We start from the raw sequence: 15,829 nt of genomic DNA on the forward strand, positions 1-15,829 counted from the left end.
CAAAAGATAAGGAGCGACGGCTGTCGCTCCTTTTTATGATGAGGTTTTTAATACCGTCTTGCAAGTATCGAGATACGCATCGACGACTTCTGCCACTTCCCTGCCCTCACGAATCGCCCATACGATCAAACTTTGACCACGTTTTGCATCTCCGGCGACGAAGACGTTATCCGTTTCTGTTTGAAAATCTTTCGTCTTCTCGACTCCGAGCTTCCGTAGTTCGTGCTCTGGTCGTTCAAATCCGATTGCAACGAGGACGAGATCTGCCGGGTACGTCTCCACTGAATCTTCTTCCACAAAAAATGTCGCCTGTCCATCCGGATTGACCACTTTCGTCATCCGTTCGGTCTCAATCCCGGTGACACGTCCATCCTTCGCAATGATTTGGTTTGAACGAATCAAATACGTTCTCGGATCGTTCTCATAGACCGCAAGTGATTCAGCATACGCATAATCGGTCGTGAGCGTATCGGGTTGAAGCGGCCAAGGTTTCTCAGGCGCGCGAAGCAATCCTTTTGATGGGTGTTTGCCAAATTGAACGACCGATTTTGCACCTTGACGAATCGCCGTCGCCACGCAATCGGCACCAGTATCCCCACCACCGATGACAATGACATCCTTATCTTTGGCATCATACTCGGGAGCCAGGTTTGATCCTTTTCGTTCACGCATCGATGCGGTCAAATAATCCATTGCCATTTCGACCCCACGTGCATCGTCCCCATCGATCCCTAGCGTACGCTGCTTTTGAGCCCCTGTCGCAAAGATCACCGCATCGTAATCGTCCCGAAGCGACTCGACCGTCACGTCGTCACCGACTTCTACATTCGTCCGAATGACGATTCCCTCTTGTTCGAGTAGTCGAATGCGGCGACGAACGACGTCTTTATCAAGCTTCATATTCGGGATACCATACATGAGCAGTCCTCCCGCTTCATCCGCCTTCTCGATGATGGTGATTGAATGTCCAAGTTGGTTCAGTTGATCGGCTGCTGCCAAACCAGCAGGACCGCTCCCGATGATGGCGACCGTCATCCCGGTTCTCCGATGTATCGGTCTCGGTTTGACCCACCCTTCTTCGAACGCACGATCAATGATCGTCCGCTCAATCGATTTGATGGCAACCGGATCTTCACTGATTCCGAGTGTACACGATCCCTCACACGGTGCCGGACAAACCCTCCCTGTAAACTCTGGGAAGTTGTTCGTCTCCATCAACCGCTCATACGCACCCATCCAATCTGATTTCGTCACGAGCTTGTTCCATTCTGGTATATAGTTGTGAATCGGACACCCGATCGTCTCTTGTCCAATCAAATCCCCGACATGACAGAACGGTGTGCCGCAATCCATACAACGCGCCGCTTGCTGTTTGACCGATTCATCATCAAGTCGCGACGCATATTCCTCATAATCTTTCACTCGCTCATCGACTTGACGCTCCGGTAAAGTCGCTCGCGCGATGTTCAAAAAGTTATATTTCATACGGTACCTCCCCCAGTCACAACCCTGAATAACTCAAGCGCTCGGTCGGCCTCACTCAACTCCGGGCGATCAGCCTCGATTTGGCGCATCACATCTAAAACGTTCGCATAATCTCTCGGAACGACTTTCACAAACTGAGAGCGCGACTGTTCGAACGACTCTAAAATCGTCCGAGCTTTGACACTGTCCGTATGGAACTGGTGAGCTTCGAGTAGCGCATAAATCTGTTCCATGTCTTCGTCACTCATTTCCCGAGTGACGGATACGAGTTCCTCGTTGACGAGTCGGTCATACGCTTGTTCCCCATAAATATACGCGATACCACCGGACATACCGGCAGCGAAGTTTCGTCCGATCTGACCAAGCACGAGAACGGTCCCGCCGGTCATATACTCACATCCGTGATCACCGACCCCTTCGACGACTGCCGTCGCTCCAGAATTTCGAACGGCGAATCGCTCGCCGACGTGACCGTTGAAGAACGCCTGACCACTTGTCGCCCCATATAGACAGACGTTTCCGGCAATCATCTGCTCACTCTCATCGAATGGCGCATGCTTTTCAGCGATTAACGCCAGTTTCCCCCCGCTCAATCCTTTCCCGATATAATCGTTCGCATCTCCGATGACAGAAATGGTGATCCCTCGCGGAAGGAATGCGCCTAAACTTTGACCGGCCGACCCGCTGAGGCGAAGCGAGATCGTGTCATCCGCCAATCCGACCTGACCATGCACTTTCGTCACTTCAAACCCTAACTGTGTCCCGACGGCACGATCGGTGTTGCGGATCCGACCGACAAAGAATGTCGGCTGCAACGAGCTGATCGAACGGGAGACCGCTGGAATGAGTTTTCGATGGTCATAAGAGCGGTACGCGGGATGGGGTAGGTCAACACGTTCAGGTAGAGGCGTCGGCATCGACAGCATCGGCGTCAAGTCCAACCGTCTCGCCTTCGGATGACTCGTCTTCCACTCACTCTCTTCGAGCAAGTCCGTTCGCCCGATTACTTCGTCGAGTGAGGTCACCCCAAGTGACGCTAGAATCTCACGCACTTCTTCAGCCAAAAACGTCATCAAATTGACGACATGTTCTGGTTTCCCCATAAACTTCTGTCGAAGGATCGGGTCTTGTGTCGCCACACCGACCGGACACGTGTCTAAATGACAGGCGCGCATCATGATGCATCCGAGGACGACGAGCGGGGCTGTCGCAAATGCGAACTCTTCAGCACCGAAAATGGCAGCCATGACGATGTCTCGCCCGGTCATGAGCTTGCCGTCTGTTTCGAGCGTGACCCTTCCCCGCAATCCATTCAACGCAAGCGTTTGATGAGTCTCGAGAAGCCCCAGCTCCCAAGGAAGCCCTGTATGTTTAATCGACGTCTTTGGAGAGGCACCCGTCCCCCCATCGTAGCCACTGATAACGATTGTATCGGCATTCGCTTTTGCCACACCCGCCGCAATCGTCCCTACTCCAGATTTTGAAACGAGCTTGACGCTGACTTTCGCGTTCGGGTTCACATGCTTTAAGTCAAAGATTAACTGAGCCAAGTCTTCGATGGAATAGATGTCGTGATGCGGGGGTGGTGAGATCAGACCGACACCAGGAACGGAGCCGCGCACTTCAGCGACCCATGGATATACTTTGTTGCCCGGAAGTTGACCGCCTTCCCCAGGCTTCGCCCCTTGTGCCATCTTGATTTGAATCTCATCGGCATGGTAAAGATACTCTGCCGTCACCCCGAAACGTCCACTTGCGACTTGTTTGATCCGACTGATTCGCTCGTCCCCGTGTTCATCCGCCACGAAACGAGATCGGTGCTCTCCACCTTCACCTGAGTTACTTTTCGCACCGATTCGGTTCATCGCGATGGCGAGCGTCTCGTGCGCCTCTTTCGATAGCGAGCCGAATGACATCGCACCCGTCTTGAATCGTCTTACAATCGCTGAAATCGGCTCTACGTCTTCAATCGGAACTGATTGCTGTGTATTGAACGTAAACAACTGACGAATGAACTGTCCCGATGTCTCGTGCATCTTCACGTAGGCATCATAGTACTTTCGTTCATTCTCACGGCAGGCCCGTTGCAACAAATGAATCGTCTTCGGATTGAACGCATGCTCTTCCCCGTCTGCGCGCCACTGGAACTCACTCCCTGCTTCAAGCGGACGATCGAGCTCATATGCCGCATCGTGTAGATTTTTCGCTTCTTCTTCCAACTCTTCAAATCCAATGCCTGACAGTTGAGACGTCGTACCTCGAAAATGGGTTTCAATCAACTGACGATCCAATCCGACCGCCTCGAAAATCTGGGCTCCCCGATAACTTTGAATCGTTGAAATGCCCATTTTCGACATAATTTTGACGATTCCTTCGACGACCGCTTTTTGATACGAGCGGACCGCCTCTTCAAGTGAATGCGAAATTTGATCATGTTCGACCAAACGTTGTATTGTCGCATAGGCAACATAAGGATACACCACGTCTGCCCCATAACCGATTAAAGTCGCTGCCTGATGCACTTCTCGGACTTCCCCACTCTCACAAATAAGACTACAGTTCGATCGCAAGTTCTCCCGAATCAAGTGCTGGTGAACCGCACTTAAGACGAGTAGGGCCGGCATGGCGATACGTGTCGCATCTATGGAGCGATCGGAAAGGACGATGCTGTTTGCCCCAGAACGTACAGCTTGACTGACTTCTTCCAATAGTTCGTGGAGCGATGACTCTAGATTGACAGTAAACGTCGTGTCGATCCGTTTGACGTTCAGTCGTTCTTCAATTTGAGCGAGAATTGCGCCGTCAATGATTGGGTGCTCCAACCAAATACGTTTCGCATGACCACGCCCGGTGTGAACCGGGTCTCCTTGAGGACCGACCCATGTGAAGGTTGCGGTGACAATCTTCTCACGCAATGCGTCAATCGGTGGGTTTGTCACTTGTGCGAAATGTTGCTTAAAGTAATGGAATAGCGAACGTGGACGTACCGAGAGGACGGCGATCGGCTGATCATGTCCCATCGACCCGATCGGATCCTTTTCTTCGTTAATGAGTGGAACCAAATATTGCTCAATATCCTCTTTTGTATATCCGAATGCACGTTGTACACGCTCTAATTCTGGTAGTTCTTTTTCCAAAATGCCCCTGTCTTCGGTGACCATCATTTGTTTAAGCCATTTGTGATATGGCTCCGATTTCGCAATCGTCTCTTTAACTTCCCGATCCGGAATCAACCGCTTTTCCACCAGGTCGATCAACAACAACTGTCCAGGTCTCAGACGTTGCTTCGATTTGACGTTTTCCGCATCAACTGGGATGACACCAGTCTCGGATGACAAAATCAATTCCCCATCTAATGTTTCGACGTAACGCATCGGACGCAGCCCGTTCCGATCTAAAATTGCTCCGATTTGCCTGCCATCAGTGAAAACGACACCTGTCGGCCCATCCCACGGCTCCATAATCGAAGAATGGTATTGATAAAAATCACGTTTGAACGGTTCCATGTTCCCTTCAACGAATGGCTCAGGGATTAACATCATCGCCGTATGCGCGATTGACCGACCGGTTCGAGTGAAGAATTCAAATGCGTTATCGAGCATGGAAGAATCACTGCCATCCTCTTGAAGAATAGGGAATAGATGATTGACATCCTCGAACAAATCAGTAGACGTGACGCCTTCCCTCGCACGCATTGCATCAATATTGCCGCGAAGCGTATTGATCTCCCCGTTATGGACAATCATTCGGTTTGGATGAGCCCGTTCCCATGACGGAAACGTGTTCGTAGAGAAACGCGAATGGACGATGCCAAAAGTGCTTTTATAATGGGGCGATTGTAAATCTAAATAAAATGCACTGATTTGGTCGGGCGTCAACATACCTTTATATACAATCGTCTTTGTCGATAAGCTTGCAATATACAAGTTCAATGTTTCGACTTTTTCGATTTGTCGACGTAGTTCATAGAATACACGCTCATTTGAGTCGTCATGAAGAAACGGACACGAGATGAACCATTGATAAATGACGGGTTGCGTCACCCGTGCATGTTCTCCGATTTGAGTCGGGTCCACAGGAACTTGCCGCCACTCGATCGTCGAACAATCTAGTTCATCCGCCATTCGTTCCATCATGGCAATCTTTTCTTGAAGCTGATTGTCTGACGGCTGAAAAAAAACCATTCCGACAGCATATTGACCAGGTGACGGAAGGTTCATCGTTTGTGTGAATAAATCATGTGGGATTTCAGTCATGATACCTGCACCATCACCTGCATCGATGACACCCTGTCCTCCTCGGTGTTCTAACTTACATAACATCGAGAGTGATTTTTGAACAATGTCATGCTTTTTATGTCCATGTAAATTGACGTATAGTCCAATTCCACATGCATCTTTTTCAAATGTTGAATCATACAGACCAACTCGACTCATATCATCGACTCCTTCCACTCACAGTTTCGTAATTCATATTTTGTTCTAAATATTCTGAAAAATCAAGTGAGTTGCATGTAGTTTTGCATATCAAAAATACAAGTCGATTAATTTGAAAGCGCATACATAAGGTTTTTTAATGGTTTTTTTCGTTTTTAGTTATATTCGATAAAGAATAAATATCCATGATTATTATTTATTTATAGGTTCTTTAGAACGCAAAAAAGGATGCCGTATCGACATCCTTTTCTGTCAGTTACTCTACCGTTTTTCGTGGATGATGAAGAAATGATTTTGGTCGCTTCCACAAAATCAAGGCAATATATCCGATAGCGAGTAGCGTCAGTGCACTGACAATTACAACATACAATGTACCCTCTTCAATTCTCGCAAATATTGCGATATACGCCCAGACAAATACGAGCGGATAGATGAAGTCATAATGCCACCACATAAAGACGAGGGCCAGTACGACACCGACCATGAGCATGAGTGATGCCCAGGCGAGTTCATCGAGTCCTAATAACGAGGTGATCTCCTCCGTCTTCATGACGACGAATACATTCACGATTGTCGCGACCGATACCCACCCGATGTAGATCGAGAACGGGAAGCGATCGAGCCAACTAGTAGATGTCCTGAACGCCGTGTAGTATAGCCAACTAAGAGAAGCTAAGAAAGAGACCATGATGATAAGCGAAGTGACAAACCACTCGTTTGTGAATGCAAGGAGCCATAAACCATTCAACACGCAGGAGATTAAAAATCCGGCCTTCATTCGCTCGGCTTGTCGATTCGCCGATGTCCCTTTTTTCAACTGCAGGACGAGCCATACGAGCAAGGCGACGTATATGACACCCCATATCGAGAACGCATATCCCGCCGGCTTGAAGAAAATATCGATTCGGTCTGAAACTGCGGCGTTATCACCGCTCGCAAAATAATTGATGACGACTATCGCCAAAAAGGCGACCCAGTTCACAATCGGCCATTTTGATAAGTCCATATTTCCGATCTTCTATATGAAGATCACACACCTCCTTTTGTAACATAATATTCAATACCCGCATCTATGTGACTCTACACGTAGAAAAGGGCCCGCAAGCGCGAGCCCTCTCATTAAAAGTCAATATCGTCAGGATCCGGTCCGAGCCGTTCACCGGTCGCCACTTGATCAATTTTTTCCAAGTCGTCGGCATCGAGAGAAAAATCGAACACGTCGAAATTTTCTCGGATGCGGTGTGGCGTCACCGATTTCGGCAAGGCGACATGCCCTGATTCAAGGTGCCAACGCAGCACAACTTGCGCAGATGTCTTGCCATGCTTCTCCGCAATCTCGGCAAAGACGGGAATGTCTAAGAACTTCCCTTGCATGAGCGGACTCCATGCCTCGATTTGAATGCCTTCATCCTGACAATAGTCCAGCAAATCAGGTTGAGGCAGTTGCGGGTGAAGTTCCACTTGATTGATAAATGGAGTCATCAGTCCTGCATCTTTTAACGCTTCAAGATGATGTTCTTTGAAGTTAGACACGCCGATCACCTTGATTTTCCCGGCTTCATATAATTCAATCAGGTCTTTCCAAGCCTCGACGAATCCATCTACAGGCCAATGGAGTAGACAAAGGTCCAAGTAATCAGTTTGAAGACGTTCCAATGAATCTTCGAACGCTTCTTTCGTTTTCCCCTCACGAATATCATCATTCCAGATTTTTGATGTGATGAACAATTCTGAGCGGTCGACCCCTGAAACTTTAATCCCTTTTGCGACACCGTCCTCGTTTTTATAAATCGCAGCCGTATCGATGTGACGATAGCCCGTCTTAATGGCCTCGACGACAGCTGCCGGAGCCTCTGTATCATTGTCGACTTGCCACACTCCAAAGCCAATCATCGGAATTTTCACCTTGTTTCTTAACGTAGCATATAACATCCAGTTCATCCCCCTATTCTTCTATCGAGCTGATTGTATCATACCCGACATTTTATTTTGAAAAACTAAATCGTCAAATCTTTTCGAGTGAAGCGGATGAACGAACACGCAGATAAAATGAACAGTAAACCGAAGAGCCAAATGAAATGCACTCCCCAAAATTCTTCACGCATGATTGCTGGTGCATCAAAGAGTGAGAAGAAAGAGATGTTTGACATCCATTTGAACTGTTCGCTTACCCCATTGATGATGTTCACGATTAAGAAGAAAGTGAAAATCCCACCCGTCACCATATACGATTTGTTACTATCATCGAACAAACTCGCCGTCATGTAAGCTGCGACTCCTAATACAAGCAGCATGAGCGCTCCGTTTAATTGAAGCATCCATAAAACGGAATAGTCGATTTGAAGATCGAACAAGAGGTCTGCCATCATTAGACTAAGTCCATTCAGCCCGACAAAGAGACCGACCGCCACGAGAAGAATGACAAAACTTGAGATGATGTATGTGACACGAGAGATTGGCGCCGCCATATAAAGCATGATTTCTCCCGAATCGACCGGTTTTGCGAGTAACTTCGAGGCAAACGTCAGCGCGAACAGAACCGCGAGCACATAGAAAATCAATCCGTAATAGTTGCTCGACAATAAATTTAGTATATTGTCCATCGCCATCGTTGCATCGATTTGGAAGACGTCGAGCAACTCTTTTGGTAATGACTCTAGTTTCGCTTCGATTAAGCCTGTTTCTTGAATGGATGGGAAGATGGCAGCTAAAAAGAACAGGTATACGCTAGTCCCGATCGAATATCCAAGAATCCAGCTCCGATTCTGTTTGAACATGGAACGAATTAACATTTATGTCGCCTCCCCGTAATATTGCATGAATAGGTGTTCAAGCTCATCTGCACCGCTTGCAAGTGACCGAATCTCGTAGTTCGCCAACGTTCGGATGAGTCGGTTCAAGTCTTCCGGTTTCGTTATGACCACTTCAACTTGCAACCCGTCTCGAACTGCTGAGTCTTCTGCGAATCGAATCGCTTCGGGCTCTGAAGAAAACTCGATGCGATACCGTTTCACACTATGCTGCCGGAGCTCTTCAATATCTTCTTCGATTATGATCCGTCCGTCTTTAATCAATGCGGCACGATCGCACGTCCGTTCCATCTCGGGAAAATGGTGGGAGCTCATGAGAATGGCTTTCCCTGACTGTTTCTCTTCAATCAACCAATCAATTAGCCGTTCCTGCATGAGCGGGTCAAGTCCGCTCGTCGGCTCATCTAAAATATAGACAGGTACATCTTTCATAAAACAGGTGATGATGGCAAGTTTCTGCTTCATCCCTTTTGACATTTTCCGAACTTTCGTCGCCTCATCAAATGAAAAGCGTTCGCGAAGGTTCCGTTCACGCTCCGCATCCGTCTTGTGTAAATGTCGCGTCAAATGAATGATTTCTTCACCGGTCATGTTTTGAGGATAATTGATCTCGCCTGGTAAATAGCCGACGCATTGTTTTACCTTCTCCGTTTCCTGCCAGCAGTCGAATCCATTAATTGATGCGTTTCCTTCATTCGGTTTCAAGAGACCCATCAAGTGTCGAATCGTCGTAGACTTTCCGGCACCGTTCGGTCCAATGAACCCAAAGATCATGCCTGGTGATACGTCAAGTGACACATCAAAGATGCCATGCGTCGCATCGAACCTTTTCGTCAATTGCTGTATATGAATCAAATTAAACCCTCCTTTTTTGAAATATATATCATTAATGATTACAAAACTAGTATATCACGTTCTTTTTTGAAATGGAAATGGTATATTTGTTACAAAACAAAGGAAAGGAGCAAGCCGACAGATGAATGGATTTACAAAGCGCACGAACGAAAAAAGACAAGCGATCTTACGCGCCGCATCCGATTTGATGGCTAGAAAACAATCTCGCTTCACAGTCAACGAACTGGCCAAACAAGCTACGGTTTCGCCCGTATCCATCTATAATTATTTTGGTTCGAAAGAGCAAGTCATAATTGAAGTGTTACAACTCATGACCGAAGAGCAGATGAGTTGGATTGATCGAGCAATCGAGTCGAACGCTCCATTCGATTCGTTACTCGTTGATATATTAAAGCGAAAAATCAAGATGGCAGTCCTATTTGACGAAACCGTCACCGCAATGATTCAACAAGACCCAAGTTGGGAACAGCTTTCTGCAAGAGGATACGATTCTTTTGCCCGGTTGATTGAGTACGGTAAGCAACAAGGAAGAATTGATGCGACGTTGTCTACGGCATCCTATCTTCATTACGTTCAGTTGATCCAACAGGCAATCCTGTCTGACCCTCATTTTTCAGTCGGGGACTTGAAAGAAACGATGGAAGATTATTTTCATTTCTTCTTGAACGGAATCATCAAACGCTAAAAGGGTGACTGTCTACTTTTCAGACAGCCACCCTTTCTCACGTTTTATATATAAACTCCTCGATCGGATAAAGCGATAGATCTAGTTCGGAATCACCGGTAAGGACAAGGTCGCCCAACACTTTCCCGATGAATGGTCCGACCGTCAACCCAGATGAGCCCAGCCCGTTTGCGACCACTAACTTTTCAGCCCCCGGTACTCTCCCGAGTATGGGAATCGAGTTCGGTGTGACCGGACGAAAGCCTACTTTCGTCTCAATCAGCTCTGCCTCCGCAAGTCCTGGTGCCGATTCCAATCCTTTAGACAACACTTCGTGTATGCCGATCGCCGTCGGTCGGGCATCAAATGCTTTGCCTTTCTCATGTGTTGAGCCAATGACGACCTTCCCATCAGCAAATCCGAGTAAATAACGTCTCCGTGGCGGCATGACGACCGGCCAATCCGAGGTATCTGTTCCTTTTAACTGAACGTGGACAATCTGTGCCTTTTCCCCGTCAACACGTACAGTATACCCGAGCGGTTGCAGCAACTCAGGCAGCCACGCGCCGGTCGCTAATATAATTTCATCTGCCTCAAAGGACACACCGTCACACTCGACACCAATCTCTTCTCCGTCAAGGAGACGTGCCGAGCCATACACAAACTTCACCCCACGCTTACTCGCGACTCGCTGAAGCGCTGCCCGGAAGCGGCCACCATCGACGCGAGCTCCACCTGAGACGAAGAGCGCGTCCCATTCATCTGAAAGGGGAGGAAAACGACGTTGCGCTTCATCGGCATTCAATCGTTTTAGTTCACCGATTTCCGGTGCCTCTTCTCGGCGGATGAGGGTCCGCTCCATCATCTGGTCGAGTTTTGACTTTTCATGGAGTGCAAGCGTCCCAACACGTTTGTATCCAGTGTCCGTTTCACCTTCAGACTCCAAATCTTTGACGACCTCAGGATAATAGTTGGCGCCTCCTTTTGCGAGGGCGTACCAAGCTTTATTGCGTCGCTGTGCGATCCACGGGCATACGATCCCGGCCGCCGCATCCGTTGCCCGCCCTTCTTCTTTACGATCAATGACGGTCACGTCAGCCTTTCCAGCCAAATGATACGCTGTTGAAATCCCAACGATTCCCGAACCGATAATCACAATTTTCATCATCATGAATCTGTCATGTCAAGACAGATCGACACATCCTTTCGTTAAAAAATCATCGACCCAATGGATCGATGACTGATTCTTATTCTCTCATCGCTAGACGGTAAAGCAAGTCTAACAATTCAATATACAACCAGACGAGCGTGACGATTAATCCGAACGCCGCCACCCATTCCAATTGTTTCGGTGCCTGTGCCTCGACTTGACGTGCGATGAAGTCGAAATCTAAAACGAGCGCAAGCGAGGCGACGATGACAATGACGAACTGGACACCGATTGCAAGCGGGCTTGAACCCGTCATAAACGCAAGACCTGAACCGAATAGACTCATGACGATTTGTACGAGGTACAACAACATGACAGTGAAGATGGCTGCCATGACTCCGGCTCTGAACTTTTGCGTCACTTTGACCAGACCTGTCGTGTAGACAAACCACATCACAAAAGCGACGACGAACGTCGTCATGACAGCTCGGCCAACAATACCGGGCACCATCGCTTCAAAGAAATACGAGATCGTTCCGACGAAGACACCCTCGACGATTCCGTAAAGTGGCGCGACGACAGGCGCAGTATTCGGTTTGAATGTGATGACCAAGGCAAAGACAAAGCCGAGGATGAGTGACCCGATCATGAGCGGGAATAAAAGTCCTTCCCCAATTGTCGGGACGACAAGCCACGTCGCACCGGCTGCCGCTGTCACAAGGAGTAGTAGCGTAAACACTTTAGACCACGTTCCCGCTTTCGTCATCGGTTCGGCACTAATAGCTGTAGACTGCATTGATTTACGCAGTAAAGGGTTCGATTTTAAGTTCAATGTTGTATTGCTCCTTTATTGTTCGATTACTGTTTTGCGAACACGTCAATGAACGCACGCATATAGTCTGGTAAATCTGGCGGACGGCGACTCGAGATGATGTGACCATCGACGACGACCGGCTCATCATGCCAAATCGCACCGGCGTTTTCCATATCATCTTTAATTCCAGGAGTGCTCGTCACGTTCACTCCATCTAGAATATTCGCTGAAATCAACACCCAGCCAGCGTGACAAATCTGGCCGATCGGTCGCTTTTGCTCGTCCATATAGCGGACGAACCCTTTCACGGATTCAAATCGGCGCAACAAATCAGGTGACCAGCCTCCCGGCACGAGAATCGCATCGAACGATGTGATATCCACATCATCAAACGCCACATCTGATTTCGCTGGTACACCATACTTTCCGATATATGCGTGTTCGGCTTTCTCTCCGGCGAGGATCACATGCGCGCCTTCCTCACGAAGACGGTGTACCGGATACCAAAGTTCCAAATCCTCGAAGTCATGACTGACAAGTTGCAGGACTTTCTTTCCTTGTAGTTTCATCATACCCCTCCTTTTATTCATTCCTCATTATACCCGAAACGAAGTAGTGCGAAAACGAAGACGCATAACTGTTTTTTCAGAATATGGATTCATTTCATTCACTCATACTATATCTTGTGTTTCCTCCTTACTATTGATACCTTTAGTAGTAGAAGATTGAGAAGGAGGTACATCACGAATGAAGCAGTATCACGACTTATGTCGACACATTCTCGACCAAGGTGTGGTGAAGGAAGATCGCACCGGCACCGGCACCACGAGCGTTTTTGGTTATCAAATGCGCTTCAACCTACAAGAAGGATTTCCGCTCATCACGACAAAAAAATTACATATCCGCTCCATCATCCATGAACTTCTTTGGTTCATCTCTGGAGAGACGAACGTGCGCTACCTTCAAGAAAACGGGGTTCGCATTTGGAACGAATGGGCAGATGAAGAAGGAAATCTCGGACCGGTTTACGGATCGCAGTGGCGTTCTTTCCCCCGTCCGGACGGTTCGACCGTTGACCAATTGGCTCAAGTCATCAATCAAATTAAGACGAATCCGGACTCGAGACGATTGATCGTCTCGGCATGGAACCCTGGACAGCTCGATGAGATGGCACTACCACCATGCCATTTGCTCTTTCAGTTTTATGTCGCTGATGGGAAACTTTCATGTCAATTGTATCAACGAAGTGCCGACACGTTTTTAGGAGTGCCGTTCAATATAGCCTCCTACGCACTACTGACACATATGGTCGCCCACGTCACCGGACTTGAAGTTGGGGATTTCGTCCATACACTCGGTGATGCACATATTTACCATAACCATCTCGAACAAGTAGAACTTCAATTGTCCCGTGAGCCGCGTCCGTTGCCACAACTCAACATTGTCCGGGACGTCCCGTCAATCGAATCCTTCCGTTTTGAGGACTTCGAAATTCTCGGATATGATCCACATCCACATATTAAAGGAGAAGTGAGCGTATGATTTCACACGTCGTCGCATATGGGCAAGGCCGTGAAATCGGAAAAGACAATGATTTGTTATGGCGCTTGCCGGATGACTTGAAACATTTCAAGAACATCACATCCGGTGGTACCGTCGTGATGGGAAGAAAGACGTTTGAGTCCATCGGTAAAGCGTTGCCAAACCGGCGTAATATCGTCATCACGTCTGATGCCTCATTCTCAGCAGATCAAGTCGATGTCTGGCACGATTTAGACCGTCTTCTTGAAGCAAGTCAACAGGAAGAGTGGTTTGTCATCGGTGGCGCTACGCTTTATGAGCAGACGATGTCGATGACGAGTCGCATTTACGCAACAGAAGTCGATGCATCGTTTGAGGCAGACACGTATTATCCTGAACGGACCGGGGAATGGACGGTCACGAGTACGACCGATCACCCTCAAGACGAGAGACACGCATATGCCTTCACATTCAAACAATACGACAAAGCAGACATCGATTAATGGATGTCTGCTTTTTAATCCGGCAATTTTTCAAGCCATTGTTCAATTTTTCTTGTGATGACCTCATCTTGTTCTTCATCTGCATAATCATCATAAATCGCTTCTAGTTCAGATGCCGTACGCTTCGATACAGCAAGAATATGGCTATATTTTCCCCGTTGCTCCTTCACCGCAGAGAGTGTCCCTCTCGCTTCTTGATCTCGGGTAGCATCTAAGACAAACATCTCGATATGGTTGTTACACGAGTATGCTTCATACGGACGGTAAACGACTTCGTATCGACGATGTTCTTTTGGAAGTCGATCCGCGAGTGATAAATATTTGTTTGCGGACATCGTCACGTATGCGAGCCGTTTCTCTTCACGGACTGCCGAGGAATAACGGACGACCCGATTTCGACCATCCCGTTTTGCTTTATACAATGCCTCATCTGCATAGGCACACCACTCGCCGAGCGTGTAACCTGTCTGACAGACGCGTGTGTAGCCGATCGATACCGTCACGTGATGGTCATAAGGGAACTCCATCTCTTCGATCCGCGTCCGGACCCGCTCTAATACGGACTCGACGATGGCTCGATCAGAGACATTTAAAAGAATCAAAAATTCTTCACCACCATAACGGATGAGCTCATCACTCGACCGGATTGCGTGACGAATCTCTTCAGATACGCGGTGGAGTACGTCATCCCCATACGAATGACCGAACGTATCGTTTAACTGTTTGAAATGATCGATATCTAGCAAGGCAATCGCAAAGCTTTCCCCCGAGCGTTCAAGTCTCGAGATGAAACGTGAAAAGGTCGCTTTCAAATATTTACGATTGAACGCCCCTGTCAACTCGTCCACGAGCAACGCCTTCGAAACCAATCGAGATTTTTCAATATGTAACCCAAGTCGCACTAATCGTTCTTCCATCGGGACCCACGATTCCCAATAGTCATCAAATCCATACGAGTACGCTGCGAGGCGGTAATGCTCATTCGTTCCGATGACGATTAGTGGAACGTATAGTTTTCTCATCTTGCTGACAAATGATTGAATGTCGCGTTCTTTAAACTGAGGCCACAGTTCAACGTCCATGATAATGGCTTTCGGAACGTCCTCATAATCATATTCGACCGCCTCTTCAAGGGTTTGCAAAAATACAGGACGCGCCCCAAGTTTTTCAACACGCGACTTATAGCGACTAAATGTCGAAAAGCTTGCTGATAAAATGAGAACTAGATCTTCATCTTCTTGTTCAATTCCTAGAACTGTATGGATATATCGTTTCACAGGGGAGATCAAGATCAGTGCCTCTGACTGCGTAAGGACACTCGGCAACTCCTTCACGTCATTCTCGACACGACTAAAGATTTCTAACAAGTGCATTAACCGTCGTTGCCGAACTTCCTTCTTCATCCAATCAAGAAGGAACTCGATATCGCTTTTTGGAATTTGTCTTGACTCCGATACTCTTTTCAAAATCATATGTATTCGTTCAGTGAGTTGGCCTTGCTCCATATCCGTCCCCCCTAAATCCGTACTCCCTGAATGCTCTTATGTTTCGATTATGCGACTTCTCAACAAAAAATACAACTATTTCCTTA

13 protein-coding genes are annotated in these 15,829 nt (G+C 47.8%); 3 read left to right on the forward strand and 10 right to left on the reverse strand.

The features are described 5' to 3' along the window. Nucleotides 1-33 precede the first annotated feature (33 nt). The 6 genes from KNP00_RS00635 to KNP00_RS00660 all read right to left on the reverse strand — a co-directional run bounded on the left by KNP00_RS00635 (nt 34) and on the right by KNP00_RS00660 (nt 9,586). Nucleotides 34-1,485: a glutamate synthase subunit beta gene (locus tag KNP00_RS00635; protein WP_215141315.1), complete on the reverse strand. Its 1,452-nt coding sequence runs from the start codon at nt 1,483-1,485 to the stop codon at nt 34-36. Further along, complete coding sequence (gene gltB, locus KNP00_RS00640; protein ID WP_215141317.1) at nt 1,482-5,921, reverse strand: glutamate synthase large subunit; 4,440 nt, start codon at nt 5,919-5,921, stop codon at nt 1,482-1,484. Before gltB ends, KNP00_RS00635 begins: the two co-directional genes overlap by 4 nt. A gap of 256 nt (nt 5,922-6,177) precedes the next feature. Further along, entirely contained in the window at nt 6,178-6,927 is a 750-nt protein-coding gene (locus KNP00_RS00645) for a tryptophan-rich sensory protein (protein WP_215141319.1), read from the reverse strand. Between the two features lie 113 nt (nt 6,928-7,040). Then, entirely contained in the window at nt 7,041-7,853 is an 813-nt protein-coding gene (locus KNP00_RS00650; protein ID WP_215142243.1) for an aldo/keto reductase, read from the reverse strand. Between the two features lie 65 nt (nt 7,854-7,918). Then, nucleotides 7,919-8,713, reverse strand: a complete 795-nt coding sequence (locus tag KNP00_RS00655) for an ABC transporter permease subunit (protein ID WP_215141321.1) — start codon at nt 8,711-8,713, stop codon at nt 7,919-7,921. Continuing rightward, nucleotides 8,714-9,586 carry an ABC transporter ATP-binding protein gene (locus KNP00_RS00660; RefSeq protein WP_215141323.1) on the reverse strand — a complete coding sequence of 291 codons (873 nt, stop codon included), beginning with the start codon at nt 9,584-9,586 and terminating at the stop codon, nt 8,714-8,716. It abuts the gene before it with no gap. A 121-nt stretch (nt 9,587-9,707) separates the two neighbouring features. Between KNP00_RS00660 and KNP00_RS00665 the strand changes: the two genes are divergently transcribed. Next, the gene (locus KNP00_RS00665) at nt 9,708-10,271 is read left to right on the forward strand and encodes a TetR/AcrR family transcriptional regulator (protein ID WP_215141325.1); all 564 of its coding nucleotides are present in this window, start codon (nt 9,708-9,710) and stop codon (nt 10,269-10,271) included. 37 nt (nt 10,272-10,308) lie between these two features. Here the strand turns inward: KNP00_RS00665 and KNP00_RS00670 are convergent, their stop codons facing one another. The 3 genes from KNP00_RS00670 to KNP00_RS00680 form a co-directional block, all read right to left on the reverse strand. Continuing rightward, nucleotides 10,309-11,418: an NAD(P)/FAD-dependent oxidoreductase gene (locus tag KNP00_RS00670; RefSeq protein ID WP_215141327.1), complete on the reverse strand. Its 1,110-nt coding sequence runs from the start codon at nt 11,416-11,418 to the stop codon at nt 10,309-10,311. A gap of 79 nt (nt 11,419-11,497) precedes the next feature. Continuing rightward, nucleotides 11,498-12,232 (reverse strand): Bax inhibitor-1/YccA family protein, encoded by a 735-nt coding sequence (locus tag KNP00_RS00675; protein ID WP_215141329.1) that lies wholly within the window; start codon nt 12,230-12,232, stop codon nt 11,498-11,500. Between the two features lie 26 nt (nt 12,233-12,258). Further along, complete coding sequence (locus KNP00_RS00680) at nt 12,259-12,783, reverse strand: type 1 glutamine amidotransferase domain-containing protein (protein ID WP_215141331.1); 525 nt, start codon at nt 12,781-12,783, stop codon at nt 12,259-12,261. A 178-nt stretch (nt 12,784-12,961) separates the two neighbouring features. On the opposite strand from KNP00_RS00680, the gene KNP00_RS00685 reads away from it, so the two are divergent. After that, nucleotides 12,962-13,756 (forward strand): thymidylate synthase, encoded by a 795-nt coding sequence (locus KNP00_RS00685; protein WP_215141333.1) that lies wholly within the window; start codon nt 12,962-12,964, stop codon nt 13,754-13,756. Next, entirely contained in the window at nt 13,753-14,238 is a 486-nt protein-coding gene (locus tag KNP00_RS00690; RefSeq protein ID WP_215141335.1) for a dihydrofolate reductase, read from the forward strand. The genes KNP00_RS00685 and KNP00_RS00690 overlap by 4 nt, the downstream gene beginning before the upstream one ends. A 14-nt stretch (nt 14,239-14,252) precedes the next feature. On the opposite strand, the gene KNP00_RS00695 is transcribed toward KNP00_RS00690, so the two are convergent. Continuing rightward, nucleotides 14,253-15,743, reverse strand: coding sequence for a GGDEF domain-containing protein (locus KNP00_RS00695; protein WP_215141337.1), 1,491 nt, complete (start codon nt 15,741-15,743; stop codon nt 14,253-14,255). Between the last annotated feature and the right edge of the window lie 86 nt (nt 15,744-15,829).

It is taken from the genome of Exiguobacterium qingdaonense (assembly GCF_018617855.1).
Taxonomy (GTDB): domain Bacteria; phylum Bacillota; class Bacilli; order Exiguobacteriales; family Exiguobacteriaceae; genus Exiguobacterium; species Exiguobacterium qingdaonense.